Below are 25,948 nucleotides of genomic sequence, written 5' to 3'. Positions count from 1 at the left end.
TGGAAATTTGTGATGGCGGTAGCTGATCGAATTATCGTGCCTCTAGACGTGGCTTCAGAACGAGAGGCGCTGGCTTTGGTGGAGCGGCTCCCCCAAGTTACATTCTGGAAGGTGGGGCTGGAGCTGTTTGTCAGCAGCGGCCCCGGCATTTTAGAGCAGCTAAAGCAGCGGCAAAAGCGCATCTTTTTGGATCTGAAGCTGCACGACATTCCCAATACGATGGCTGGGGCCTGTCGGGCTGCAGCTCGCTATGGCGTCGACCTTCTCACAGTTCACGCAGCAGCTGGAAAAACGGCGCTGGTTGATTGCTTAGAGGCAGCCCAAACGGGGGCTGCTGACGTCGGCATTCAACCTCCCCAAATAATTGCGGTGACGCTGCTTACCAGCATTCATGCGCGCGCCTTGGCCTTTGAGCTAAAGGTGTCTCTGGAGCTAACGGACTATGCTCTGCAAATGGCGCTGCTGGCTCAGGAAAGCGGCCTCTCTGGTGTGGTTTGCTCTCCTCAAGAAGCGGCTGCCCTACGGCAGGTATTGGGATCAGAGTTTGCGCTGGTTTGCCCAGGCGTGCGGCCTGCTTGGGCCGGTAAAAACGACCAGCAGCGGTCTATGTCTCCTGCCGATGCTATGCAGGCCGGAGCGACTTACCTGGTGATTGGTCGTCCGATTACGGCTGCCGCCGAGCCGGCTGCTGCCTTTGAGCAAATTTGCCAGGAGATCAGCGAATAATCAGCACAACTCCAGAGAACAGCAGCCCTGTTCCGACCAGCTTTAGGGGCGTGAGCGGATGAATTTCTGCTCCCAAAAATCCGAATTGATCCATCACGGTACCCAGCGTAAATTGAGTTGCCACCATGAGGGTGAAGGCGGTAGCTAATCCCAAGCGCGGCACGATATAGCTGATGACGCTAACGATTAGCAGCCCGAGCACGCCTGATGTGTAGACGTACCAGGGTAGCGTTTGCCATGCGCGCAGATTTCCCCCCCTAACCAGCAGCATCAGCAGGGCCACCAGAATACCGCCCCCAGCATAGGTGATAAAAACGCTTTCCAACGTGCCTAGCTGCTTGTCCATCACCCCAATGAACTGGCTTTGCAGAACGATGGCGATTCCCCCAAAAACAGCGACTAGGCTCAAAAGACCGATACTCACGTTTGCGATTCCTTACTTTTTAGCAACGATACAGTTTCGCACGGTTTTTGTAGTGGCTCCTCTGCAGGTAGGAGAGACGATGGCGGAACGGACTTCTAACCTGTAACAATTGCATGTACAAAGCTTTGCCTGTATAAGGCTGCACCGTAAACATCAGAGGCTAGACATGAGACCGTGCAGATGGGGCTGTCATTCACTTTGGATAATGGGCCTCGTTGGGCTGGGGCTAGGAGGAGTATCTCCGGCCTACAGCGCTATGTCACCAGAGATAACGGTCCCATCTCCCCCGGCGAATGTGCCCCACATCCGCCCCTCGGTAGCCTGTCCGGAGGATCTGGAGACCCTGGTCGCTGGACTGGTGCGAGACTTGCCTGGCTACGCCAACCGGGTGGCCAGTCGCGCTCTAGTCGGCCTAGCTGCCGCTGAGTGGCCTTTTGGGGGGGTGCTGGTCGTGGGGGAGCCGGAACTAGAGCCGATTGACCTGTCAAACCGAATATTTCGAGATCTGCCTGGGATAGAAGCAGCGACTGCTCAGGTTTTTTTCACGACTCTGGAGCGGCAGTACGTCAATGAACAGGCGGTTCTGCTGCAGCACTATCACTGGCTGTTTTTAGCCCCTAGCGATCGTGGGTGGCTGATGGTTTTTATGTTTTCTAGTGTGGGGCCTTACCCGGCGGCAGGGAGAGCGCCCAGTCCGCCCCAAGACAGCACCGACGGCATTATTGGTCAGGCGGTGGGGCTGTGGCTGAGGGACTGTCGGGCCAGGTCGGTGTATCCAGTGTCGGCGGTAGGGCTGATGGAAACTGAATTATAGAGGGTATCGCGCTGCTGAGCAGGGCGATTGAGAGATGCGATCGCACCCCTCAACTCTGCGACTGACAGACAGGTGCCCCCCTGCGCCCCAGCCATTGACGTAATGTGCTCTTCCATCAAAGTGCCGCCCAGGTCGTTGCAGCCCCAGCGCAGGGCTTCGGTAGCCCCACTCAGGCCCAGCTTCACCCAGCTGGGCTGGTGGTTGGTAATCCAGTTACCTAGATAAATGCGGGCGACTGCTGTGAGTAGCAGGGCATCGGCTAGCACGGGTTGGTCTCGCCCGACCCGCTTTCTCAAGGGCTTGGGCGCTTCCTGGCCGATAAAAGGCAGCAGGATAAATTCGGTAATGGCGGTGGGATACCCTGCCTCGCGGGACTGGCGCTGTAGGGTCCGCAGCCGATCTAGGTGGCGAATTTGCTGTTCGGGGGTTTCAATGTGGCCTGAGAGCATTGTGCTGGTGGTGGGCAGGCCGATCTGATGCGCTAAAGCAATGATTTCTAGCCAGGTGGCGCTATTGATTTTTTCGGGGCAAAGCACTTTGCGCACTTCGTCGTCTAGCACCTCGGCAGCGGTACCAGGTAGAGAGCCAACGCCCCCGTCCTGCAGGGCCAGCAGCACATCTTTGTAGCTCAGTCCGTCTTCACGGGCGATGAACTGCACCTCCTGCGGCGAAAAGGCGTGCAGGTGCAGGTCGGGAAACTCATCTTTGATCGTGCGGATAAGCTGTAGGTAATACTTAAGAGAGCTGCCCTCGACTTTGGCGTAGGGGTTTAACCCGCCCTGCATGCAAATCTCTGTCGCGCCCCGCTGCACACCGTCCGCCGCTTTTTCCAACACCACGCCCCAGTCGAGCCAGTACGCCCCTACCTGCTCTGAGTCACGGCGAAAGGCGCAGAAGCTGCAGTGCTGCTCACAGATGTTGGTGTAGTTGAGGTTGCGGTTGACGACGTAGGTTACGGTATCGCTTGTCTGGCGCTGACGGAGCCTGTCAGCAGCGGTGCGAATGGCTGCAATGGCCTCCGAGGGCTGGTCTTGACCCCTTTCAGCCGGGTCTTGCTGGCGCAGGAGTGTCAGCCCCTGCTCGGGTGAAATATCGGCTCCGGCCACTGCCTGTTCAAGAATTGCCTCTACCGCTGTTGCCATTCGCGTTACCTAGTGCCTCACCGTCTTAATATCAATTGTGACGGCTGTTCGCCAAATCTGTCGCCATCTCTATGGGGGGATTGCTTTGTCACCCGAAATACAGCCAATGGGCTCCCGCAGCGAACTGCGTGACCTGGTGCGATCGCAGCTAGAAATTCTGCTGGCTCAAAAAAACTTTGAAGGGGCCAAAACCCTGCTACGTCCAGTGCAGGAAGTGGACATTGCCGAAGCCATTGAGGGCTTGCCCCAAGCCATGCAGGTGATTGCCTTCCGGCTGCTGCCCAAAGCCGAGGCGATTGAGGTATACGAGCACCTCGGCTCTGACATTCAGCAGTCTCTGATTGAGCAGTTCCGCGATCAGGAAGCGCTGGAGGTGGTCGAGAACATGTCTCCCGACGACCGGGCCAGCCTGTTTGACGAGCTGCCGCCCCGACTGGTGCGGCGCATGCTCTCTCAACTCAGTTCGGAGGAGCGCCGCGCCACTTCACTGCTGCTGGGCTATCAACCCAATACAGCCGGTCGGCTAATGACACCTGAGTTCATTTCGCTGAAGGCGGATCTGTCAGTGGCTCAGGCCCAAGAACGAGTCCGCCAAAAAGCACGCGAGGTAGAGATTAGCTACTACCTCTATGTCACCGATGCGGCTAAGCGGCTAGTGGGCACTGTGTCGTTTCGCGATCTGGTGTTAGCCTACCCAGACCAGCTAATCGGCGACATTATGGGCCGAGATGTGGTCTATGCCGATACGGATACCGATCAGGAAGCGGTCGCTGACCTGATCCAGCGCTACGACCTGATTGCCCTGCCCGTCGTAGATCGAGAGCAAAACTTGCTGGGCGTGATCACCGTCGATGATGCTCTCGACATCGTGCAGGAAGAATTCACGGAAGACATTTACAAAATGGGCGGCGTCCAGCCTGCCGGAGAGACTTATTTCCAGAGCGGGCTGCTGGCAGCGACCAGCCAGCGGATTCCCTGGCTGGTAATCCTGCTGCTGACCAACGCCATCACGATTTTTATTCTTAGCCGTCACGTTAATTTGCTGAGCCAGCTGATCAGCCTTACCTTTTTTGCCCCGCTACTAATTGACGCCGGGGGCAATGTCGGTGCTCAGTCTTCTACTGTGGTGATTCGCGGCCTTAGTACCGATGAGCTGCGCTACCGCCAGCCTGCTGTCGTCGTGCTGCGAGAACTGCTCTCAGGCGGCCTGCTGGGCCTGCTGCTGGGCATTTTAGGGCTGGTGCTGGTGCTGCTGGTGCTGGGGCAAACGCCCTTGGCCCTGATTGTGGGGGGAAGCATGGTTGCGATCGCAGCGACTGCTGCCGCCATCGGTGCCGCCCTACCCTTCCTGTTTAAAGCCCTAGGTTTTGACCCAGCTCTCATGTCAGCGCCGTTTATCACCACAGTCGTAGATGTTGTGGGGCTGTTGATTTATTTGGGGCTGGCGCAGGCAGTTCTGGGATAGGGGCAGCAGGAGAAGGGGCGGTGGGAGAACTTCCCCGCGTCTCCTCTTACACCTCTCTAGCTGCACGCAGTTGCGATCGCAACCCCTCCACATCCGCTAGCAAATCAGCCTGAGTCAGCTCCAACTGTTCTCCGCTCTGCAGCCACTTGAGCTGAACGGTGCCGTTTTCGGCTTCGGCGTCGCCCAAGATCAGGCAGGCGGCAGCTCCGCTGCGGTCGGCTCGCTTAAACTGTTTGCCAAAGGCGGCGGCGCTCAGATCTAGCTCCACTGCAAATCCGGCTCCGCGCAGCTTTTGAGCCAGTAGCAGGCCGTTAGATTCGGCTTTTTCGCCTCGGGAGACGACGTATAGGTCCACTGTAGGGGCGGCGGCTGGGTTGAGAGTTTCTAGCAGCAGGGTTAGCCGCTCTAGACCGATGGCCCAGCCGACGGCTGGAGTGTCGGGTCCGCCCAGTTCCTTGACCAAGCCGTCGTAGCGACCACCGCCGCAGACGGTGGCTTGAGCCCCCAGATCGCTGGACTGGATTTCAAAGGCAGTGTGGGTGTAGTAGTCTAGGCCGCGCACTAGGCGAGGGTTCAGCTCAAAAGCAATGCCGAGATCCGTCAACTGCTGCTGCACACTGTCGAAGTGCCGCCGAGAATCGTCGCCCAGGTAGTCTAAAATGCTCGGCGCAGCCTGGGCAATCGCCTGGGTCTTTTCGTCTTTACTGTCTAAAATTCTTAGCGGGTTGCGGCTGAGGCGATCTTGGGAGTCTGAGTCGAGCTGGTCTTTGTAGGGGGTGAGGTAGGCTACCAGAGCCTCTCGGTATCTGGCCCGATCTTCAGGGTTGCCCACTGAGTTGAGGAAGAAGGTCAGGTTGCGGAGCCCTAGAGTCTGTAGCAGATCGGTCGCTAGGGCCAACACCTCGACATCGGCGCGCGGATCGCGGCTGCCCAGCACCTCTACGCCAACCTGGTGAAACTGCCGCTGTCGCCCTTTTTGGGGCCGTTCATAGCGAAACATCGGGCCGGTATACCAAAGCCGCTGCACGCCGCCCTGGGCGTAAAGACTTTGCTGAATGAAGGCCCGCACCACGCCAGCGGTGCCTTCTGGGCGCAGGGTAAGGGAGCGATCGCTGCGATCTTTGAAGGTGTACATCTCCTTGCCCACCACATCGGTCGCCTCGCCAATGCCCCGTTCAAACAGCGCTGTTTGCTCAAAAATAGGGGTACGAATTTCCCGATAGGCAGCTCGATGGAAGATGTCTCTGGCGGCTGCTTCTACCCGCTGCCAGGTACTGATGTCGGCCACTTTGATATCCTGCCCGACCAACTGAGGCTTAGGCAGAATATCTTCAGTTCCCGTAAGTGATTGCAGCGTCTCCATAAAATCATCCCTGACATGGGCAGGCTTTAGATTCTAGCGGCAAACGAGAGCGGTTAGGCTTGAGCTGAGGGGAATCGCCGTTAGGAACATCTCCAGTTGGTATGGCAGGTAGGGCGAATCTGCTCTTCAACCTGCAGCCTCGGGTAGGAAAGGATAGGCCCTACGCCGTTAAGGCGCAGCTTTCTTCGTTTCAGGTGTGGGCAGGGTGCAGCAGTTGACTTCGTCAATGCAGACTTTGCCCCACTGCAGCGCCCAGCGCACCAAGGCCACCCGGTTGCCTGTCGCCGTCTTGGTGAGAATGTTGCTGATATGGTTATCGACCGTTCGTTTGCTGATCTCCAGCTGTTCAGAAATTTCTTGATTGGTTAGTCCCGCAGCAACCAGTTCAACGATTTGCAGTTCTCGTTCTGACAGCGTGCCGCTGGCGTGTACTTGAGGGGTCTCGTTGCCCGCCATACTTATTTCCCTATTAACACTTGCGTATATATGCCTAGGCCATAGTTTAACTATACGCGGTTATTCAGTTTCACGCCGGAAAGGCGGCTTCTCCTGGGTTTGCCCCGCCAGCAAGCATGGAAGACTCCCCCAAGAGGTCGCTAAGATGAAGGGTGGACTGCTCTGGAGGGATAGTGGCTTGGCCTTGGCTCCAAAATTTGCTAGCCATGTGGGGTGACTGGGGAGAGCGGCTGAACTGCTGGTTAGCACAGGTAGCTGTCATGCTCAGATGGGGGAGGAGGCTCAATGCGTTAGCCCTCTGTTGCCTACTGCTTCTCGGACAGCCTGGCTGGGCAGCAGCAGCGGAGATCGGCTCCGATCTACCACCTGCAATTCCGGTTAAATCTCAGCCCGATGCCAGCGACATTCCTTCGGAGCGGGTGAGCAAGTTTGTGCAGGCTTATCTGGCGATCGTTGACTTGGTTGGCAAGTGGGAAACTGACCTGCAGCGCGCCGAAACCGAAACCGAATCTATCCAGCTGCAGGAGAAGATTCAGGCCGAAGCCTACGCGCTGATTGAGCAGGCTGGTTTGACTCAGCCGGAGTATTGGCAGCTGTTGGGTCTGGCCAATACTGATCCCGACTTTCGGGAGCGGGTGCTGGCCCAGGTGGAGGAAACGAACCTTTAAAGGCCGTTTGAAGTGTAGAATCCGTCCGGAATTGTCTCGGCTATCTGCCAATAATGGAGGTAGCCCCTATCTTCCAAGGGATTTGAAATGACAGCAGCTTCTGGCTCGTCCGGCTCCGATTCCTTTAGCCGGATTGCCCATCTAAGTGAGCAGGATATCCAGGTCTTAGCCCAGTCCCTGCGCCGCATTGATACCGGCTTGATGAAGGCAGGAGCCCAAGCTGGGTATCGCCTCTGGTACCAGGGGAAAGAGCCCTACTTCGACGTAGTGTTTGAACTGGCTTTTCAAGCCGATCCCCAAAGCTTTTTAGACGAGGTTATTCCAGAGCATATTAACTGGTGCCAGTTTACCCTGCGGGGGAAGGTGTTGCTCTGGCAGCGTCAGCCATCGCGCCTGCACACGGGAGAAACTGAAGAGTTAGATATGCCGCCTATGCTGGCCTACTATGCTGCCAGCAAGACTATTCGTGATGGGGCTAGCTTGGATAGGGCCTTTGTCGATCTGGCTCAGCAGATTTTTCAGGCCCGCCCGGATGAGCCTCACCTCTACAAAATGGGGCAAATTCTGGAGCACTGTAAGGGCTGAGGTTTTGGAGAGGGGAGATGCGATCGCATCTATCAACCTCAGCAATCGATTTGTCTGGAAAAGTAAAGCTACGGTGATGGAATCGGTCAGGGCTGTTAGCCTAATCTGGCAGGGCTGGGGGCTGCCCGCGCTTGCTTCGGGCCTTAAGGCCGCTGCTCCAGACTAGAAAAGTAAATTGCTGCCAGCCCAATTAGCCCCAACAGCGCTAGCGGCACCCAGAGGCTGCTCCACTCGATCACTGCATTTACTCCCGCTTCCTCTGTACTGCCATGACTGTATCGAACTCTGTCACTTGGTTGCAGGAAAATACTTCCCTTGGCCTGCTTAGCCCCGCCAGTTTGGCTGCAGTCGCCGCCGCCATTGAGGAGCGCACTCTGCCCGCCGGTAAGACTTTGGCCGAGGCTGGGGCAGCGGCTGACGGGCTTTATATCTTGCTAGAGGGCCAGATTGAAACGCAAGGCCCCATCTCTGGAAACGTCGGCTTTTTGCCGGGAGCAATCATTAATTTAGAGGCGCTGCTGCTGGAGCAACTGGTTGAAAAAACGGTGGTGACGCTGAGCGAGGCCCGCACGGGATTTGTCAGTGCCGAGCAGGTGCAGGTCATCCTCAACCGCCATCCCGATATTCTCCAGACTTTTACTCGCCAGCTGCTAGAAGCTTTTAGGCGGCTGTCTTCTGAGCTGGACTATGAGCAGGAGCGGCAGGTAATTCTGCGGCCCTACCTGGTGGCTAAGGCCAAGCGAGGTGTGATTGGCAAGAGCCGTTATGCAGTGCGGTTGCGGCAGCAGGTGCGCGATTGCTCTAGCCACCGTGAGCCAGTCCTTATTTTTGGCGAGCCGGGTCTAGAAAAAGACAACCTGGCGGCCCTGATCCACTTTGGCTCTGCTGAGCGGCGCGAGTCGATTGTGCGAATAGACTGCTCTAAGCTTCAGGCCAATGGCGCTGATCTGTTTGGCCGAGCGGGAGGCAAGCCGGGCCTACTGGAGGCACTGGGGCGGGGCACGCTGATTCTCAACAATACGCAGGATCTGCCGAAGGAATTGGTGGGCGCGATCGCAACTCTCTTGCGCACCCAAACCTATCGCCCTGTTCCCCGCCCCGAAGAACCGCAGCCATCCGAAAAGACATCTCAGGCCCGCCTCATCTTAATCTCTGAAAAAGCGACGCCTGCCCTAGATGGCGCTGTGGCCCACATCCTCAAGGTGCCGCCCCTACGAGTGCGTAAGGCCGACATCAGCGACCAGATTGACTACTACCTCAACTTGGTCTGTCGGCAGCGGCGCATGGGGCGAGTGCGGGTGTCGCCAGAGGCGATTCGCCGCCTGCAGGCTTACGACTTTCCCAACAACCTGCGGGAGCTAGAGAACCTGGTCGAGCGGGCTGTGGCCCAAATGGTCACTGGAGGCACCATCACTGAGGAGCTGATCTGGCCCTCTCAAAGCAAGAAAAAGCAGTTTCGGCTGAATTTGCTCAATGCTTACCCCCAGCTACGGCGGTTTTTGCGGAGCCCCTGGTGGCCCGATCGGATTAACTATGGCTTTACGCTGTGGGTTTTTGCCCTGGTGATAGGGCTACTGTTTTGGGGGCCGCAAACGCGCGATCGCAATGTGGCCCTGCTAGTTTTCTGGGCCTGGTGGTGGCCCCTGGTGCTGCTGGGCTTTCCTTTTGTGGGGCGGCTTTGGTGTGCGGTTTGCCCTTTTATGATCTACGGAGAAGTTACTCAAAAGCTTTCCCAATGGCTGTTTCCAGGCAAGCTGCGGCGCTGGCCCCGGCAGCAGGCTGAGCGCTGGGGCGGCTGGTTTCTCTTTGGCCTATTTGCCCTGATTTTAATTTGGGAAGAGGTCTGGCATCTAGAAAATTCGGCCTACCTATCAGCCTGCCTGCTGCTGCTGATTACCGCTGGAGCCATGATCTTTTCGGCCCTATTTGAGCGCCGCTTTTGGTGCCGCTATCTCTGCCCGATTGGCGGCATGAACGGTCTATTTGCTAAGCTCTCGATGACCGAACTGCGGGCGCAGCAAGGCACCTGCTCAGCCGAGTGCACCACCTACCAGTGCTACAAGGGTGGCCCCCAAAAAGGAGAAGGCCAAGAAACCAATGGCTGCCCCCTCTACTCCCACCCGGCCCAGCTTGAAGATAACCGCGACTGTGTGCTCTGTATGACCTGCCTCAAAGCTTGTCCCCACCGCTCGGTGGAGGTGAACCTGCGGCCCCCCGGCATTGAGCTGTGGACAACCCACGTGCCGCGCTCCTACGAGGTGGCTTTGATGTTTCTGCTGCTGGGAGCAGTGTATCTGCATCGGCTGCCAGAGCTGCAGGCTCGCCTCGGCTATACCTGGGATCTCTCGGCTCAGGGAGGGCACGCGTTGCTGTCGGTGGGGCTGTTGGGGGTAGGTGCGATCGCACCCCTCTTGGCCCAGCTCATGCTCAAGCTCCAGCACCGGCTCCGGCCTGCCTGTAAGCCCAGACCCTTTCTCACCTTGGCCTATGGCTATCTGCCGCTGGTATGGGCAGCGAATTTAGCCCACTACCTGCGGCTGGGCCTGGATGAGGGGGGGCGAGTGCTGCCAGTTTCTCTGGCGACCGTGGGCCTCTCAGGCAACCTGCCAGTTTGGGTGGCTCACCCCGCCGTGATTGCCTTTCTCCAGGGTGCCACGCTGCTGCTAGGCCTGCTATTGGCGGTTTGGTTTACCCAAAAAATTGCCCGTCAGCCGCTGCGCCAGCTGTGGCCTCAGCATGTCAGCATATTTGCCCTAGGTGTTAGCCTTTGGTGGCTAATACTTGGCTTTTGAGAGGCCGTTGCTAGTCTGGGGTACAGCTGTAAACTTTTATGGAAGGATCCCCGGCTGTCATCGATTGAACTTCACCTCTCAAAAGAGTCTGTTAAATTGACTCAGTAAACGCCTTGGTTTGCCAACGCACCGCCATGCCTCAAGACGGCTCCCTGGACTTTAAGCTGGTTCAGCGCATCTGCCTCCTGCAGCAGGCGCTGGATCAGGCGTTGGATACCTTAGACGAGCTGAAGCTGCGGGTTGAAAACCACAAGCTGCTAGAGTCCCAACTCGCTCAGACAGAAGAATATTCCAACGCCCAGCAAAAAATCATTGCCAATCTCAAAGAGCAGCTCAATGAGAAAAGCGAATGGCAAAACCACATCCTGCAAAAGCTCCTGCTGGGTGTCCAGCACATCATTAACCAGCAGCAGCTCGAACTCGAACGGCTCCGTGTCCGCATTCAGCAGAGCCAGACTGAGGTGCAGGACTATCTACTGCGAATTAAAAATTACTACCAGTCTGCTCCGGCTGAGCGGCTGTTTGAGCAGGACTTAGAGCTGATCTCAGAGGTAATGGTCGTGCGGGCTCTGACTGTCAGCCTCAGCAGCCAGCTCCATGTGGCTCAGCAGCACATCCGCGAACTCGATACCACCCTCACCCGGCATCAGGTCAACTTTGCCCGCCTGCTGGCCTATCAGGAGAGCATTGCCCGTCAGCTCACAGACCCTATTGCTCTCCCCCCCGTTGAATCAGAGGACTGGGAAGAAGACCCCATCGCGTTAACGCAGGTCATCAAAGCCCAGCAGCAAAAGCTGGAGGAACGAGACCATGAACTGGTCGAGCAATTTCACCAGCAAAATCAGCTCAAGCACCGCTGCCAGGAACTAGCAGCAGAGCGCGATCACTGCAAGCGCCAGCTCTTAGCCCTGCAGCAGGAAAACGAAAACCTCCGGGAGCAGGTTCTCTCCCAATCCAGCCAGGCTAACGAGTATGAAGCCGCTATTCACTATTGGCAGCAACGGCACTCTAGTTCCCAGTAGGGGAAATTGCTTATACCGATTCCAGAAAAAAGTGCTGCAGATAAGGGGTGTGAGAGTGGATCGGTGGATCAGTGGATGAATGTAGCGGCTAGTTAGAGAATTGGTATTAAAGGTTCTCTCCAATGCGATCTGGTAAAACGGATTGGAGTAAGGGGGTTAGCTCATCCTTCAATCGTCCGGCGCGGATCAGTTCAGCGTAGGTATCGGATTCGATGGCTAGCAGTTCCTCCCTTAGCTGTTCGGTAGTGAGGTTGCGCACGTCTTCGTTTTGCTGCTCTAGCCGCAGCATTTTTTCCTTCACTTCATCGAGCTGACCTTCGACTAGAGCCATCTGATAGCCCACAAATTCTGGATCTAGGGATTCGCTCTCCTTGATTTCGACTAGCCGCTTCATCACGCGAGTGAGGGCTACCCGTTGGGCTGTCATCTGCTGGTAGTCCTGGAGTACGACCTTGTCGCCCAGCAGGCCCAGACGATTCAGCAGGGGCTGGGTAGTTAAGCCCTGCACCAGTAGGGTAAACAGCATGACTCCAAAGACGATGGCGATGATTTCTTCTCGATCGGCCAAGCTTGTGGGCACGCTCAGAGCCAGAGCCACTGAGACTGACCCTCGCAAGCCACCCCACCAGAGCAAGGTCTGCCCTTGCCAGGAAATATCAGAGTTAACTAGAACATTGCTCAGGGCACTCAGGCCAAAGGTGCTGATGGCGCGACTGAGAATGATAATTGCGATCGCAATTCCAATCGAATTAAGGTTGTCTGCCAGTCCGGCAAACTTTACCTGGTCGCCAATCAGCAAAAACACAATCGAGTTGACAAAGAAAGCAACAAACTCCCAAAACTCTGAGACCAGCAGGCGGGTTCGGGGGTTCATGCCAATACGAGAACCAAAGTTGCCCAAAATCAGGCCGGTGGTCACCACGGCAATGACGCCAGAGCCGCCCAGTTCCTCGGCTACCAGGTAGGTGCCATAGGCCGACACCAGCGTCAGCGACTGCTCTACCAGAGGCAGGTCAAACCGCTGGGTTAGAAAAGAAATGCCAAAGCCAATCAGCCCCCCCACGCTGATACCTATCCCGGTAAATATCAAGAACCGGGCCAGCGACACCGACAGGTCAAACTGCTCGATTCCCAGAGCCAAGCCCACCAGCAGGTTAAAGGCAACGACCGCCACCCCGTCATTGAATAGGCTTTCGCCCTCCATTAGTACCGTCAGCTTCTTGTCTACTCCCAGCTCTCGAAACAGGGCCACCACCGACACCGGATCGGTAGCTGACAGGCTGGCTCCCACCAGCAGGGCCGTCGCCAAGGATGTACCAGCAATCCCCTGAAGGCCCCACACCAAACCAGCAATGCAGATGATCACACCCAGAATGGCAAAGAGCAAAATCGGCACTAGGTTGCGACTCAGTCTCTTCCAGTTGAGGTTCCAGGCGGCTTCAAACAGCAGCGGTGGCAGGAAAATAAACAGGATCAGCTCTGGCGACAGGTTAATCAGCCGCACATCTAACACCGCTAACCCCAGCCCTACCAGCAACAGCAGCAGGGTGTAGGGAATATTACGCAGCACGCTAAAGGCGCGAGACATCGTCGCTACCCCCAGCGACACCAGCAGCACTAGGCAAAATTGTTTGAGATTAGCTTCAATAGAGGGGTCCTTAAAACCGGCCTCAGCGGCTGTCAAAAGCTCCACGAGCATGATTGCGATCGCTTCTATAGGGGTTTCCAATGCCCCCAATAGTAAGGGGCAACTGGGCCAGCGGCAACTATAGAGAGGCCTCTGTTGGCATTAGGGCTACATCTGCTGACGAATACCGGCGGCCTGGCTGAGCAGCGCCTCAGCAAAAGATAACGATTCCTGGTGAGAGTGTCCGCCGGCTAGTTGAGCTAGCTCCTCCCGCCGCTCATCTTGGTTTAGAGGCACCACCCGCACGACGGTACGGACTTCTTCAGCGGTGGCTACGGCTCCCTCCTCAGCGGATTTGGCGCGAGACTTGCGACGCTTAGCGGGTAATTTTTCTGCTTCATCTGTCAGGTGTTTGCCGACCCGGAAGTGAGCATCGGCCATTGCCGCCACCATGGGCTGGTGGGTGACGCAGAGCACCTGGTGCTGCCGCCCCAGCTGGTAAAGCTTTTCGGCAATCGCCTGAGCCACCCGCCCGGAAACGCCGACATCAATCTCGTCGAACACCAGCGTACTGCCCAGATCTGTGTCCGAAAAACAGGCCTTGAGGGCCAGCAAAAAGCGGCTCATCTCACCACCCGAGGCGGTCTCTGCCAGCGGCTGCAGCGGTTCACCAGGGTTGGGGCTAAAGAGAAACTGCACTCGTTCGGTGCCCATCACGGTTGGTTCTACCGCGCGCAGATCAGCCTTAAACTGCACCCGGTCCATCGCCAACGGTTTTAGTTCGGCTACCAGCTTGGTTTCGAGGGTTTTAGCGGCCCGTTTTCTCAACTCCAATAGCTGGCCACAGGCTTGGTCTAAAACTTTGCGGTGGGCCTCATAGGCATTTTCCAGGGCTTCGAGCGATTGACCGTCTCCGTTCATCAGGTCCAAAGAACCTTGAATTTCGTCGCGGTATTCGATCAGTTCGCCCAAGGAGCGGCCATATTTGCGGCAGAGGCTTTTTAGCTGCCGGATGCGCTGCTCGACCTCTTCTAACCGCTGGGGGTCAGCCTCGATATTTTCCCCATAGACATTGATTTGGCGGCCGGCCTCTTCAACCTGCGACAGGGCCTCGCTCACCATGGAAAGAATCGGGCCTACTTCGGGGTCATAGCGCAGCATGTCGCTGAGGATGGCTTCGGCTTTACCCAGCAGGTCAGAGCAGGCCTCGGCACCCGTTCCAGCATCGTTTTCATAGAGAATCTGGTAGACCTGATAGCTCTGCTGCTGGAGTTCGACGCTGTGGCTCAGGCGCTGCTGCTCCTGCTCCAGTAAATCCATCTCGTCGGGCGTGGTCAGATTAACCCCATTGAGTTCTCGGGCCTGGTGCTCAAAGAGATCCAGCTGCTCTAGCCGGTCCTGCTCAGCTTTGCGGCGGCGCTCTAGGGCTTGTCTGGCTTGGGCAGCCGCTTCGTAGGCTTGAGCGACTGCCTGACGCTGTGCCAGCAGCTTTTGGCCGCCAAAACTATCTAGCCACTCTCTTTGCAAATCGGGTGAACCGACCTGGAGGGTTTGGCCCTGAGCCGTAATCTCTAGCAAAAGCTGGCGCAGGGTTTCTACCTGAGGCTTGTTGACCAAGACCCCGTTGAGCCGTGAACGGCTACGGATGGCTCCCCGTCCAGCGGTCAGCTCCCGGCTGCACACTAGCTGATCGGCCTCTATCTGGATCTTGTTGTGCTCCAGCCACTGGGTTATGGCTGGGGTGAGGGTAAAGGTGGCTTCAATCAGGGCGCGAGGGGTGCCAGTGCGAATCAGACGCTGACTCGCTTTACCGCCCAAAACTGCGTCTAGGGCATCTAGAATGATCGATTTTCCGGCTCCGGTCTCTCCTGTGAGCACATTCAACCCAGGCTGAAGCTGTAGATCCAGCCGGTCGATGAGTGCAAAGTTCTCAATGTGAAGCGCAGTGAGCATAATTGGGGACCAGGCTGGCAGAGTGAGCGCACAGATCTTAAGGACAGATCTTCAGGTTAGACAATCTCGGTAAGACCGGAGAGCATCGCCTCAAATGGGTCACCAAAAAGACTCTCAGGACTCATTCTAAGTACTTTCTCAGTACTTTTGTATTGACTTGCTAATGTTTAGTACGGATGTCCCGACCCAAGTCTTTGGCTCTAGGCCATTACAATACTTTACAGGAACCTCCTCTCGATTTAATGAACGACTGTGACGGCTAATCTCACCTCTGCCACCCAGGAAGCAACAATGGATGTCGATAACCGGGAAGCGATCGCACCTGTGATTGATAGCGCTTTGATGCCGCTGACGGCTCAACCAGCTCCGCTAGAGTTGGCTGCAGAACCGCTCCCTAAAGCGCCAGAGCGGCTGCAGAACCCGCTGGAAGCCTTGACCTATGACCCAGATGCGATCGCAGCCTACTACGGCAGACGCCCGTTTCAGATCCTGAGCCGTCTGCTCAGCATCCTGGTGCCCTTCGCCATGCTCTACCTGGGCCTCTGGTGGGATCGCCGCACCCATCAAACCACCCAAAAAGAAGCACAGCGGGCTCAGCAGTTTCGTGAGATTTTGACCCGCTTGGGTCCAGCCTACATTAAGGTAGGTCAGGCCCTCTCTACCCGGCCTGACCTGGTTCCGCCTACTTTTTTAGAAGAGCTGACTAAGCTTCAAGATCAGCTGCCGCCCTTTCCCACCGAGCTGGCTTTTCAGTTTATCGAGGCAGAGTTAGGGGCTCCGCCGTCACAGCTGTATGCCGAACTTTCTGCTGCGCCGATTGCCGCTGCTTCTTTGGGGCAAGTTTACCGAGGCCGTCTACACACGGGAGAAGAGGTTGCTGTCAAGGTGCAGCGACCTGGTTTAGCTCAACAAATTACCCGCGATCTCTACATTTTGCGGTGGCTGGCCCAGTTTGCTACCAAGCGGGTTGCCCAGGTGCGCAGTGATTTGGTCGGCATCATGGATGAGTTTGGGGCGCGCATCTTTGAAGAGATGGACTACACCCACGAGGCGCAAAACGCGGAGCGATTTGCTTCCCTCTACGGCCACTTGCGCGACATCTACGTACCCTGCATCTACGAGGCCTACACGGCCCGGCGGGTGCTGACAATGGAGTGGATTACCGGCACCAAGCTAACCAACATTGAACAGCTCGACGCTCAGGGCATTGATGCCACTTACCTGATCGATGTGGGTGTGCAGTGCTCTTTGCGACAGCTTCTAGAGCACGGCTTCTTCCATGCCGACCCCCACCCTGGCAACCTGCTAGCTACCCCTGATGGCAAGCTGGCCTATCTTGACTTCGGCATGATGAGCGAGGTTAAGCCCTACCAGCGCTACGGCTTGATCGAGGCAGTCGTGCACATGGTCAACCGCGATTTTGAAGGGCTGGCCCGCGACTATGTGAATCTAGAGTTTCTTACTCCAGACACCGACCTGAGTCCAATCGTGCCTGCCCTATCTGAGGTGTTTAGCAATGCGCTGGGAGCTAGCGTAGCTGAGCTGAACTTCAAGAGCATTACCGATGAGTTTTCAGCGCTGATGTACGAGTATCCCTTCCGGGTGCCCGCTTACTATGCCCTGATCATTCGCTCTCTGGTCACGCTAGAAGGCATTGCCATTAATGTTGACCCCAACTTCAAGGTGCTCAGCAAAGCATACCCCTACATTGCCAAGCGTCTGCTGACCGACCCCTCGCCTCAGCTTCGAACCTCGCTCCGGGATTTGCTGTTTAAAGATGGCCGCTTCCGCTGGAACCGGCTAGAAAACCTGCTGCGAAATGCTAGCGACAGCGATGACTACAACCTAGATACCGTGCTGGATCAGACCCTAGAGTTTCTGTTCTCAGATCGCGGTACGTTTATTCGCGATCGCATTGTCGATGAACTGGTGCGGGGGCTAGATTCTCTAGGTCACAATACCTTGCAAAACGTCTCGCAAAAGTTGCAGGAGCGTCTGGGCCTAGCCGAGTCAACCACAGCCCTCTCCCCTGCCCAACCCAAACGCGACAGCGAAATCGACCATATTCTCAGAATTGTCGACATTCTGCGCCATACCAAAGGCTTTGACCCAAGTTTAGTGGCGGCAAAACTGCCCCAACTCCTGTTCAAAGCTGAAACTCGCGATATGGGCCAGCGCATTGTCAGCGGCCTGGCTCAACGCGCTCTAGCCCGTCTGATTCGCGATTTTCTGTTAGCCACAGAAGCGCCTCAGCCCAGAACTGGGTCGGCAGTGTTAAGGCGACCTGTCCCCATCTCTGCCATCGCTGCGACCCGACCGTAGAATTCCAACAGATAGTCTTAAGCTATGCCGCTCAAGAGCCAGTCTAGTATTGCTAGGCTTCCTCTTGGGCGGCATTTAGGCGAGCTTCTAGGGCCTCTAACTCAGTTCGCTGAACTTCTAAATGCTCCTGTTCCAGCTTTAGCTTGCGCTCTAGTTCTTGAATCTCATCTCGCCGGGCCGCCGTTTCTAGAGCCCGGCGGTCAACTTCCTGGCTCTTCAGCGTCAGCGACTGTCGCCACCGTTCCGCCCGCTCAATTTCCTGCTCTAGGGCTTGGGGAGTCACCCCAAAAGCTAGGTATTGCTCTACCAGGGTCAAAACCCAGGGCGTTGCATCTTCTACCTGTTCTATCTGGTTGAGCCCATCAAGTGCGACCAGCACCAGATGCCCCTCTTGAAAAGCAATTAAATTTGAGGTTTCTACAATTCGCTCTGAGGAAAGAACTTCCCAGGCAGTTTCATCTTGGCGCTGGGCCAGTAGCAGCAGCTCTGCGCCCCCCAAAAATGCTTTTTTCTGAACCTTAGCCAGATACTGCATCAATAACTCTTCTAGCGGTTTCTACTAATTTCTAGTGATCTGTACTGCCTCTTATGGCATGAGTATACCCTCTGCCATCTTACTCAAGGCTGAGGTTTGCGAGGGTTTGCCTAATCCTCACGATCAAACAGGTGTGCCAAAACGCTGACAGGCACACTCCCCCCTACGAAGGAGCAGTAAGCACTGTAAAACTAACGAAGAAACACGTCGAGTCACAGTGCCAGGTGGCCGCAGATTGCAGCCTGCACGGCCTCTTGAAAACGTTAGCTGTTTGAAAAGAAAACCGGAAACGCAGTTATGAGTCAATCAATTTCTACGTCCTGGCCATTTTCAGTCACGACAACGACTGGCACCCTTGCGCCTGACCAACTCTCCCACTCTGAACTGGTGCTTCTCTGTCAGGAACACCTACGGCCCGACCGAGTAGCTTTTGCTGAGCTACTACGGCGCTACCAGACCCATGTCGATAAGCTGCTCTACCATCTAGCTCCTGACTGGTCAGATCGCTCTGATTTAGCTCAAGAAGTTTGGATTCGGGTTTACCGTAATATCCGTCGCCTAAACGATCCTAACAAGTTCAAAGGCTGGCTAGGGCGTATCGTTACAAACCTGTTTTACGACGAGCTGCGAAAGCGTAAGCGGGTAGAAACAATGCTGTCGCTAGACGCCCCCCGCACCGTAGAAGACGGTGAAGTTGATTGGGATGTGCCTACCTCCGAGCCTAGCCCAGTCGACACCATGATGACTCAGGAGTTTTACGACCATCTGAAGCAGGCTATTGCTGAATTGCCAGATGTTTTCCGCACCACTATTATTCTGCGCGAAATCCAAGGGCTAGCCTACGAAGAAATTGCCGAGATAACCGGCGTCTCCTTGGGTACGGTCAAGTCTCGCATTGCCCGCGCTCGGCAGCGGCTACAGAGCGACCTGCAGGGGTATCTGGGTGATCAGCCCAGGCTATAACCAGGCCACATTTTTGGCTGGGGTGCAGCTCTTTCTTCGGGTGCAACAAAACTAATCCTAGGAAGCAATACCGCTTTTTCGAGGTTCCGATTATGATCAAAATCGGCAGTGTCTAGAAGACTTGGCGGGATCACCTCCACTTTCAGTGTGCTTCTACCTGACATTGTCGGTTTGAGTCTAGATTGTTGGCCTCATTGGTAGCGCTCCTGGCATGACCACTTCCTCTTGTCCGTCCAACTTTCCTCGTCAGCATTACCCTCATCCGGACCATTCACCCTATTCTGCTCAACCCTTTGAATTATCAAGGGATCTGGATGTGATTAAACGAGATCGCTTTGAACTTCTTAGTGCCTACCTAGACGGTGAGGTTACTCCTCACGAACGTCAACTCGTCAACAGCTGGCTTGCTCACGATCCCAGTGCTAAGTGTCTTTACAACCGGCTACTGCAGCTTCGTCAGGGCCTTAAATCTAGCCCGGTTGAGCCTACTTACACCTCCGACGAAACTCTAGCAGGTGTTTTCAGCAGCTTGAATAAGCGCTTTCGAACGACCTGCATGGCGGGAGCTGGTGTTTTGGCTATTGGAGCTTTGGGTTTACTCTCTGGAGTTTTTAGGCCAAATCAATCCTGGCTGCAGTGGGCGTCGGTTCCGAGTGATTCTGTGGCCAGTGGAGACGTGCTCCAGATTACTCTCGATGAGCCTGCCTTCCCAATTCCCCAAGATTCTCCTATGTCTACTACCACTGAAATCTTAGGGGCTGAACAAAGAAGACTCTCTTTACCCACTGGTTCTGAACTTTAAACAAGCTTGCCTATCTTTTGGCTATGATCGCCAATAGCACAGATAGTGCAGTTGTCTTCTAGATCTAACTGGGCTCATGTATTTCGATCCCTTTTATTTTCTGCTGATTATTCCTGGCATCGCGTTCATGTTCTGGGCGCAGAGCCAGGTCAAAGGGACTTACCGTCGCTACTCCCAGGTTCAGTCTACTCTTGGCATGACAGGAGCGCAGGTAGCTCAAGCCATTCTTCAAAAGATGAATCTTCGCGATGTTCGCGTTGAGCCTGTGGCAGGTGAACTAACCGACCACTACGACCCCAGGGCTAAAACCGTTCGGCTTTCCCAGGGAATCTATGGCTCTAGTTCTCTGGCAGCAGCGGCTATAGCTGCTCATGAGTGCGGCCATGTGCTGCAAGACTACCAGGGTTACACCTTCATGAACTTCCGGGCAGCTATGGTGCCGGCGGTCAACCTGGGTTCTCGGCTTGGACCTATTTTGATCCTGGCAGGGCTGTTTCTTCAGCTAACAGGATTGGCCTGGCTAGGAATTCTTTTGTTTGCAGCGGTCTTGCTGTTTCACGTGGTCACGCTTCCCGTTGAGTTTGATGCTTCTAAACGGGCGTTGAGACTGATCGATGAGATGGGGATTTTGCAGGGAGAAGAGAATCGGGGGGCTAAGGCAGTTTTGCAAGCAGCAGCTTGGACCTACGTTGCTACCGCTTTTTATGCAGCCCTCAACCTGCTCTACTACGTTTTTTTAGTTTCTCGCCGCAGTTAGGCTTCAAGGCACCGCTTAAAACACTGCTTGTAAGTTCGTTCTGCGTTAGGTCAAGAAATCCAAACAGGCCTTCTACCTATCTTTAATTAGCCCCAGTAGGAACGTGGTTTTCGCTCTCTACTGGGGTTTTTGGTAGGCAGTCAAACGAGGGCTGCTAAAACGGTTCTATCACTTCCTATTAACACTACAAATGCAGCATTGGGCGCAGGCCTCTGCGCCCCCTCGGCGTTTTTCTAGGTCAGTTGGAGAGTGGTTCTGAGTTTTAATTTGAGTCTAAGGCTGAACGAAAATTCCTGCTTGCCTAGCTGCTTAAAAGGTTTTTATTCCTCTTAATGGGAGCACCAGGCAAGGAGGCCTTTCAGTTGTCTAGCTTCTCAATAGAGGCACGAACATTGTTGAGATCGATATAGCGGTCGGTAGCGTTGCGCAGTTCTCGAGCAATCATACCTTCAGTGGAGACTACGGTAATGTGAGTATTTTTCGAGCGCAGTAGCTCAATCGCTCGTTCAAAATCACCGTCGCCACTAAACAGAACTACCCGGTCATACTGTTCAACGGTATTAAACATGTCTACAACAATTTCAATGTCTAGGTTGGCTTTTTGAGAGTAGCGCCCAGAAGTATCGTCGTAGTATTCCTTCAAAATTTTGTACCGGACTGTATAGCCGAGGCTAATCAGCGCATCGCGGAAGCCGCGTTGGTCTTGCGGATCTTTTAAGCCGGTGTACCAGAAGGCATTGACCAGACTCAGCCCGCTTTTCTCCCCAGCAAAGTACTCCAGCACACGTTTTGGATCGAAAAACCATCCATTCTTTTGCTGGGCGTAAAACATATTGTTTCCGTCAACAAATATGGAGAGGCGATTAAGTAAATGATGACTTGGCATAAACACTGTGCAATAAGCAATAAGTTTAATGAGTAAGTTTGCAGAGCACCTGATAAAACAGAAGGCTGCTGCTCAGAGTTGATAAACCCTAAATGGTGTAGAAACACAAAATATTCCGGAAAGCCGGAAAACTGTCTTGATTAAATAGGTCGGACTCAGAGCAGTTCCGGCTTATAAAGTCAAAATCGGCAAACTAATCCTTTGACTAGGAACTAGTTTCAGGACGGTAAACTTTGTTTTTATCAGTTTTCAATAACTTCTCGGTTATCAGTAAGAATAGTTTTCACGCTGATTAAGTATTTGATAAAGAGTACAGGATGATGAACTAATTTGAACTAAATAAAAGATACCCATCTAGTATAAAGCCTACTTTGAAATTGTGGGCAAACTACCTAAGCAGGTCGATTTGAGGGGTCTGATCAGAAGACTTAGAGAGCGGTATAAGGAACTATTGCCCTCTATCTATGGTCGAGGGCAGGGTGTTTCCGCGAGGAGTTGTACTTACCTGGAACGCTTATTTTTTGAAGCTAGGTTAGGCGCTTGTCCTAACCAGAGAGGAGACATTTTTTATCTCTAAAGAGTGCTGATAAGTTTGAAGTTCCGGTGTAGAACTGAAGCAGCCTATACGTAGGCGACGGTAACGCCAGTACCCCCATCAGTAGCTTCCGCTGCCTCAAATCGCTGCACTTGGGGATGGCGCTGGAGATACTCGTGAACGCCTCGCTTTAGCTTGCCTGTACCGTGCCCGTGGATGATCCAGATGGCTCTGTTGGCAGTTGCGATCGCATTTTCCAACACCGATTCTGCCTCAGCAACTCGCATCCCTCGAATATCAAAAGTGTTGCGAGAGGTACGCACGGCTGGAGCCGGTGGAGCCGCTTGGGCAACGGGGACGCTGTCCTGAGGTTTGGGCTTAACCGGCAGTTCGGCTTTTTCTCCGTGCAGCGACTCGATATCTGCTAGGCTCACCGTGGTCTTGAGCAGGCCAAAGCGTACTGTCAGCTTACCGTCTTCATCAGGATCTGTTAGCACCTCTGCTGTTTGGCCCAGGCTGGGAATGCGAATGCGATCGCCCACCTTGGGTTTAAACCCAGGCTTGGGTTTGGGGGTAGCTTGACGGGTAGGCAGATGCTTACCAGCGATGGCATTGACGGCATCTGTCGCTTTTTGGGCCGCTTGAGCCGTAGCATCGCCCTGCTGCAGGCGACGAATTACCCTGGCGATTTCGTCTTTGGCCTGGTGGATGGCCTGCTGAATGGCCTTTTCCTGCTGCTGCTGCAGGTCGCGCTCGCGCTCCCTCAGCATCTGCGCTTTGTGAGACACCTCATTGTGGAGCTTTTCGGCCTGGGCTAGCAGCTTGGCGGCTTCGCTGGCCTTGTCTTCCTGAACCTTGCGCTGAGCCTCAAGCCCGGCGATCACCTGGTTCACATCTTCCTGATTGCTCATGCCAACCTGTTCTCTGGCAGCTTCGACGATGGCAGCGTCTAAGCCTAGCCGCTGGGCGATGGTCAGCGCATTGGATCGGCCCGGAATGCCCCAGAGCAATCGGTAAGTGGGCGACAGCGTCACGTCATCAAACTCGACTGAGGCGTTTTCAAAGCGCTCATCCTGATACTTCAAAGCTTTGAGTTCGCCGTAGTGGGTAGTAGCGACCGTGAGCCGAGCTTTGTCTGCTAGATGTCTCAGCAGGGATGCGGCTAGGGCGCTGCCTTCGGAGGGGTCGGTGCCAGCTCCGACTTCGTCAAGGAGGACGAGGGTGTTGGTGGGGGAGGACGCGGGGAGGGGAGGACGCGGGGAGGGGAGGACAGGTGGGGTGGTGGGGGAATCTTGTAGGGATCCGACCTGGGATTGCGCCTCTGATGGGGAAGATGAGGAGGGTGGACCCTGTAGAAGCGGGGTCTGTGACTCGTTCTCTAGGGGAGGTTTAGAAGGCTGAAGGGCTTCTAGAATCCGACTAATGCGACGGATGTGGCCAGAGAAGGTAGAGAGGCTTTGCTCGATGGATTGCTCGTCGCCGATGTCGGCAAGCACCTGGTCAAACCAGGGAATTTCTACGGGTTCGCGGGCGGGGATAAACAGGCCGACTTTGGCCATTAGCGCTGCTAGGCCCAAGGTTTTGAGGGTGACGGTTTTGCCGCCAGTGTTGGGGCCGGTAATGGCGACAACGCGCAGGTGGGGTTTGACGATGACGTTGATAGGGACTACGGCAGGCCCCTGTTCGTGGCGCTGCTGCCAGACCAGCAGGGGATGGCGGAGCTGGCGTAGGGTGGCCTGCTCGTCGGGAGCAATAAAGCGAGGAGCATTGCCCTCTAGCCAGTAGGAGTAGCGGGCGCGGGCGGTGGCCAGATCCAGCGTAGTGACGATGACTAGCAGCTGCTCTAGCTCAGGCTGAACGACCGTGACTTGGGCTGTCAGTTCACGCAGGACAATTTCTTCCTCAGCCCGTTCCTGCCGCTGCAGTTGCCGCAAGCGGTTGCCCAACTCCACAACGTTGTGCGGCTCGACAAATAGAGTCAGGCCGCTGGTAGAGGCATCGTGGACGATGCCGGGAATGGCGTCTTTTTGAGGGGCCTTAACGGGAATGACGAAGCGATCGCTCCGCTGGGTGATGAGTTGCTCCTGCACGGCTCCAGCATGGCGCTGCAGAATGCGCTGAAGCTTCTGATAAATCTCGTTGCGGCTAGCCTTGAGCTGTTCTCGAATGCCTGCCAGTTTAGGGCTGGCCCGGTCAGCGACATCGCCTCGATCATCAATGCAGCGATGAATTTCCTGCTCTAGCTCAGGGTAAGTTCGCAGGTCTGCTACCAGGGCTTGTAGGACGGGCAAGTCTTCCTGAGCATCTATCATGCGGCGCAGCTGTCGGGCTCCGTTGAGGGTCGTTGCGATCGCAAGCAGCTCCTCGCCACTGAGCAATCCCTGACGCTCAGCCCGCTCTAGCGCATCGCCAATGTCCTGCACGCCTGAAAAGCTCAAATTTGTTTTCCCATCCAGCCGATAGGCTTCGCGGGTCAGTTCAAGCAGATGCTCGCTCTCTGACTGAGTAGTTGGAATCCTGAGCTGACGGGCTGCGGTCGCCCCTAGTTTGGTCGAAGCAAAGGTCGATAAATGCTGGCAGAGGCGAGCCCACTCTAGAAGCTCAAGGGTTTCCTGTTGAATCAAGGTTTTTTGGCGGAGCTAATCACAAAACTCACTATTTTTAGTATAGAAAGCCCTGAGCAACCCACAACCCCGTCACAGGGAGGGATTACCGGCAGGCAGCGGGTTGAACCTCAAATTAGGTAGCCCCCATAAATCCTAGTCTTCGTCGTCAAAGACGCTGCCGAAGAAATCAATTGTGTCTTTGAGCGTGGCTACAAAGGTATCGATTTCTTCTTTGGTGTTGTAGAAATAGAGGCTGGCCCGAGCTGTAGAAGCAGCTTCTAAAATGCGGTGCAGCGGCTGGGTGCAGTGGTGCCCAGAGCGAATCGCAATCCCCGACTGGTCTAGCAGCGTCGAGAGGTCTTGGGCGTGAACGCCGTCTACCGTAAAGGTGGCCAAGGCGGCCCGCCCGCTGCCGTCGGCTTTGGGCTGGGGGCCGTAGAGACGCAGATGAGGGATCTTGTTGAGGGCCTGGTAGAGGTAAGCCGTTAGCTCGTGCTCATAGTCGGCAATTTTGTCCATGCCGATGGCTGAGAGGTAATCGACAGCGGCTCCTAGGGCAATGGCTTCTGCGATCGCAGGGGTGCCCGCCTCAAACTTGTGGGGCAGCTCAGCATAGGTCGAGTGGTCGAGAAAGACATCAGCAATCATCTCCCCACCCCCCAAAAACGGCGGCATAGCCTGTAGCAAGTCCAGTTTGCCGTAGAGAAAGCCAATGCCGGTTGGCCCGCACATCTTGTGAGCAGAGGCCACGAGCCAGTCACAGTCTAGCGCCTGCACATCCAGCGGCATATGAGGAGCGCTCTGGCAGGCATCAATCAGTACTTTAGCTCCAAACTGATGGGCTAGGGCGATAATCTCAGGCACCGGGTTGAGGCAGCCCAGCGTGTTTGAAATGTGGTTAACTGTCACCAGCTTGGTCTTGTCTGAGAGCAGCTGGCGAAACTGGTCTAGGTCAAATTCTTCGGTTGCTGTCAGGCCCACATACTTGAGCACCGCGCCCGTGCGCTGAGCCACGAACTGCCACGGCACCAAATTGCTGTGGTGCTCCATAACCGAGAGAATGATCTCGTCCCCCGGCTGCAGCTGGCTCATGCCCCAAGCATAGGCCACCAGGTTAATTGCTTCGCTGGCATTGCGGGTAAAGACAATCTCATCTCTAGAGGCCGCTTTAACGAAGGCCGCTACCTTATCGCGAGCATTTTCGTAAGCATCGGTGGCACGAGCACTGAGAGCATGAACGCCCCGGTGGACGTTGGCATTGTCCTGCCCGTAGTAGTGCATCAGCGCATCTAGCACCGCCCTCGGCTTTTGGGAGGTCGCCGCATTGTCAAAATAGACTAGCGGATAGCCATTGACCTGCTGGTGCAGGATCGGGAAATCTGCGCGAACTTTAGTGGCGAGGGTGAGTTCCTGAGCGAGGGTCATAGTGGCTGGGGGAAACGGAGGGTTAGAGGGTTTGTTTAGGCAGAGACAGGGCTACTTTCACTGTAGGGGCTAGGCTAGAG

The 25,948-nt window shown here is 55.4% G+C and carries 23 protein-coding genes; 12 read left to right on the top strand and 11 right to left on the bottom strand.

Annotated elements, in window-relative coordinates; translation table 11 throughout:
* The first annotated feature begins 12 nt into the window (after window positions 1-12).
* Complete coding sequence (gene pyrF / locus H6G13_RS07780; protein WP_190482565.1) at window positions 13-726, top strand: orotidine-5'-phosphate decarboxylase; 714 nt, start codon at window positions 13-15, stop codon at window positions 724-726.
* Here pyrF and H6G13_RS07775 read toward each other — a convergent pair.
* Window positions 716-1,150, bottom strand: coding sequence for a DMT family transporter (locus H6G13_RS07775; RefSeq protein ID WP_190482564.1), 435 nt, complete (start codon window positions 1,148-1,150; stop codon window positions 716-718). The genes pyrF and H6G13_RS07775 overlap by 11 nt on opposite strands.
* Before the next feature lie 205 nt (window positions 1,151-1,355).
* Between H6G13_RS07775 and H6G13_RS07770 the strand changes: the two genes are divergently transcribed.
* Window positions 1,356-1,964 (top strand): hypothetical protein, encoded by a 609-nt coding sequence (locus tag H6G13_RS07770; protein WP_190482563.1) that lies wholly within the window; start codon window positions 1,356-1,358, stop codon window positions 1,962-1,964.
* Here H6G13_RS07770 and cofH read toward each other — a convergent pair.
* A complete protein-coding gene (gene cofH, locus H6G13_RS07765) occupies window positions 1,877-3,106 on the bottom strand; it encodes a 7,8-didemethyl-8-hydroxy-5-deazariboflavin synthase subunit CofH (RefSeq protein WP_190482562.1) in 1,230 nt (409 codons plus the stop codon). The genes H6G13_RS07770 and cofH overlap by 88 nt on opposite strands.
* 106 nt (window positions 3,107-3,212) lie before the next feature.
* Between cofH and mgtE the strand changes: the two genes are divergently transcribed.
* Window positions 3,213-4,571, top strand: a complete 1,359-nt coding sequence (gene mgtE / locus H6G13_RS07760) for a magnesium transporter (protein WP_190482934.1) — start codon at window positions 3,213-3,215, stop codon at window positions 4,569-4,571.
* Between the two features lie 46 nt (window positions 4,572-4,617).
* Here mgtE and hisS read toward each other — a convergent pair whose 3' ends face one another.
* The 3 genes from hisS to H6G13_RS07745 all read right to left on the bottom strand — a co-directional run bounded on the left by hisS (window position 4,618) and on the right by H6G13_RS07745 (window position 6,652).
* Complete coding sequence (hisS, locus tag H6G13_RS07755) at window positions 4,618-5,934, bottom strand: histidine--tRNA ligase (RefSeq protein WP_190482561.1); 1,317 nt, start codon at window positions 5,932-5,934, stop codon at window positions 4,618-4,620.
* Between the two features lie 168 nt (window positions 5,935-6,102).
* Window positions 6,103-6,390: a LuxR C-terminal-related transcriptional regulator gene (locus H6G13_RS07750; RefSeq protein ID WP_190482560.1), complete on the bottom strand. Its 288-nt coding sequence runs from the start codon at window positions 6,388-6,390 to the stop codon at window positions 6,103-6,105.
* A gap of 70 nt (window positions 6,391-6,460) precedes the next feature.
* Window positions 6,461-6,652, bottom strand: coding sequence for a hypothetical protein (locus H6G13_RS07745; protein WP_190482559.1), 192 nt, complete (start codon window positions 6,650-6,652; stop codon window positions 6,461-6,463).
* Between H6G13_RS07745 and H6G13_RS07740 the strand changes: the two genes are divergently transcribed.
* The 5 genes from H6G13_RS07740 (at window position 6,651) to H6G13_RS07720 (ending at window position 11,457) form a co-directional block, all read left to right on the top strand.
* Window positions 6,651-7,058, top strand: a complete 408-nt coding sequence (locus H6G13_RS07740; protein WP_190482558.1) for a DUF4168 domain-containing protein — start codon at window positions 6,651-6,653, stop codon at window positions 7,056-7,058. The two genes, H6G13_RS07745 and H6G13_RS07740, sit on opposite strands and share 2 nt — an antisense overlap.
* Window positions 7,059-7,145: 87 nt before the next feature.
* Window positions 7,146-7,643: a hypothetical protein gene (locus H6G13_RS07735; RefSeq protein ID WP_199305760.1), complete on the top strand. Its 498-nt coding sequence runs from the start codon at window positions 7,146-7,148 to the stop codon at window positions 7,641-7,643.
* Between the two features lie 4 nt (window positions 7,644-7,647).
* On the top strand, window positions 7,648-7,809 hold the full coding sequence (locus tag H6G13_RS07730) for a hypothetical protein (RefSeq protein ID WP_190482557.1): 162 nt from the start codon (window positions 7,648-7,650) through the stop codon (window positions 7,807-7,809).
* 103 nt (window positions 7,810-7,912) lie between these two features.
* Window positions 7,913-10,435, top strand: a complete 2,523-nt coding sequence (locus H6G13_RS07725; RefSeq protein WP_190482556.1) for a sigma 54-interacting transcriptional regulator — start codon at window positions 7,913-7,915, stop codon at window positions 10,433-10,435.
* A 113-nt stretch (window positions 10,436-10,548) separates the two neighbouring features.
* Window positions 10,549-11,457 (top strand): hypothetical protein, encoded by a 909-nt coding sequence (locus tag H6G13_RS07720; RefSeq protein WP_190482555.1) that lies wholly within the window; start codon window positions 10,549-10,551, stop codon window positions 11,455-11,457.
* A gap of 106 nt (window positions 11,458-11,563) precedes the next feature.
* Here the strand turns inward: H6G13_RS07720 and H6G13_RS07715 are convergent, their stop codons facing one another.
* Together H6G13_RS07715 and recN are read right to left on the bottom strand one after the other, a co-directional pair.
* Window positions 11,564-13,156 (bottom strand): sodium:proton antiporter, encoded by a 1,593-nt coding sequence (locus H6G13_RS07715; RefSeq protein ID WP_190482932.1) that lies wholly within the window; start codon window positions 13,154-13,156, stop codon window positions 11,564-11,566.
* A 96-nt stretch (window positions 13,157-13,252) separates the two neighbouring features.
* On the bottom strand, window positions 13,253-15,037 hold the full coding sequence (recN, locus tag H6G13_RS07710; RefSeq protein ID WP_190482554.1) for a DNA repair protein RecN: 1,785 nt from the start codon (window positions 15,035-15,037) through the stop codon (window positions 13,253-13,255).
* Between the two features lie 342 nt (window positions 15,038-15,379).
* Here recN and H6G13_RS07705 point away from each other — a divergent pair, with 342 nt between their 5' ends.
* Entirely contained in the window at window positions 15,380-17,359 is a 1,980-nt protein-coding gene (locus tag H6G13_RS07705; protein WP_199305811.1) for an AarF/ABC1/UbiB kinase family protein, read from the top strand.
* A gap of 52 nt (window positions 17,360-17,411) precedes the next feature.
* On the opposite strand, the gene H6G13_RS07700 is transcribed toward H6G13_RS07705, so the two are convergent.
* On the bottom strand, window positions 17,412-17,894 hold the full coding sequence (locus H6G13_RS07700; RefSeq protein ID WP_190482553.1) for a hypothetical protein: 483 nt from the start codon (window positions 17,892-17,894) through the stop codon (window positions 17,412-17,414).
* Window positions 17,895-18,191: 297 nt separating this feature from the next.
* Here H6G13_RS07700 and H6G13_RS07695 point away from each other — a divergent pair, with 297 nt between their 5' ends.
* From H6G13_RS07695 to H6G13_RS07685, 3 genes are all read left to right on the top strand, one after another.
* Complete coding sequence (locus tag H6G13_RS07695) at window positions 18,192-18,857, top strand: sigma-70 family RNA polymerase sigma factor (protein ID WP_190482552.1); 666 nt, start codon at window positions 18,192-18,194, stop codon at window positions 18,855-18,857.
* Window positions 18,858-19,173: 316 nt separating this feature from the next.
* Entirely contained in the window at window positions 19,174-19,659 is a 486-nt protein-coding gene (locus H6G13_RS07690; RefSeq protein ID WP_190482551.1) for a transcriptional regulator, read from the top strand.
* Between the two features lie 76 nt (window positions 19,660-19,735).
* On the top strand, window positions 19,736-20,416 hold the full coding sequence (locus H6G13_RS07685; protein ID WP_190482550.1) for a zinc metallopeptidase: 681 nt from the start codon (window positions 19,736-19,738) through the stop codon (window positions 20,414-20,416).
* 358 nt (window positions 20,417-20,774) lie between these two features.
* Here the strand turns inward: H6G13_RS07685 and H6G13_RS07680 are convergent, their stop codons facing one another.
* The 3 genes from H6G13_RS07680 to H6G13_RS07670 form a co-directional block, all read right to left on the bottom strand.
* Window positions 20,775-21,302 carry an NYN domain-containing protein gene (locus H6G13_RS07680; protein ID WP_190482549.1) on the bottom strand — a complete coding sequence of 176 codons (528 nt, stop codon included), beginning with the start codon at window positions 21,300-21,302 and terminating at the stop codon, window positions 20,775-20,777.
* A 621-nt stretch (window positions 21,303-21,923) separates the two neighbouring features.
* The gene (locus H6G13_RS07675; RefSeq protein WP_190482548.1) at window positions 21,924-24,461 is read right to left on the bottom strand and encodes an endonuclease MutS2; all 2,538 of its coding nucleotides are present in this window, start codon (window positions 24,459-24,461) and stop codon (window positions 21,924-21,926) included.
* Window positions 24,462-24,596: 135 nt separating this feature from the next.
* The gene (locus tag H6G13_RS07670; RefSeq protein WP_190482547.1) at window positions 24,597-25,868 is read right to left on the bottom strand and encodes a SufS family cysteine desulfurase; all 1,272 of its coding nucleotides are present in this window, start codon (window positions 25,866-25,868) and stop codon (window positions 24,597-24,599) included.
* Between the last annotated feature and the right edge of the window lie 80 nt (window positions 25,869-25,948).

The sequence above is a fragment of the Pseudanabaena sp. FACHB-2040 genome (assembly GCF_014696715.1).
GTDB lineage: Bacteria > Cyanobacteriota > Cyanobacteriia > Phormidesmidales > Phormidesmidaceae > JACVSF01.
Note: the sequence above shows the minus strand (reverse complement) of the source record. Positions and strands in the feature narration are given on the sequence as shown.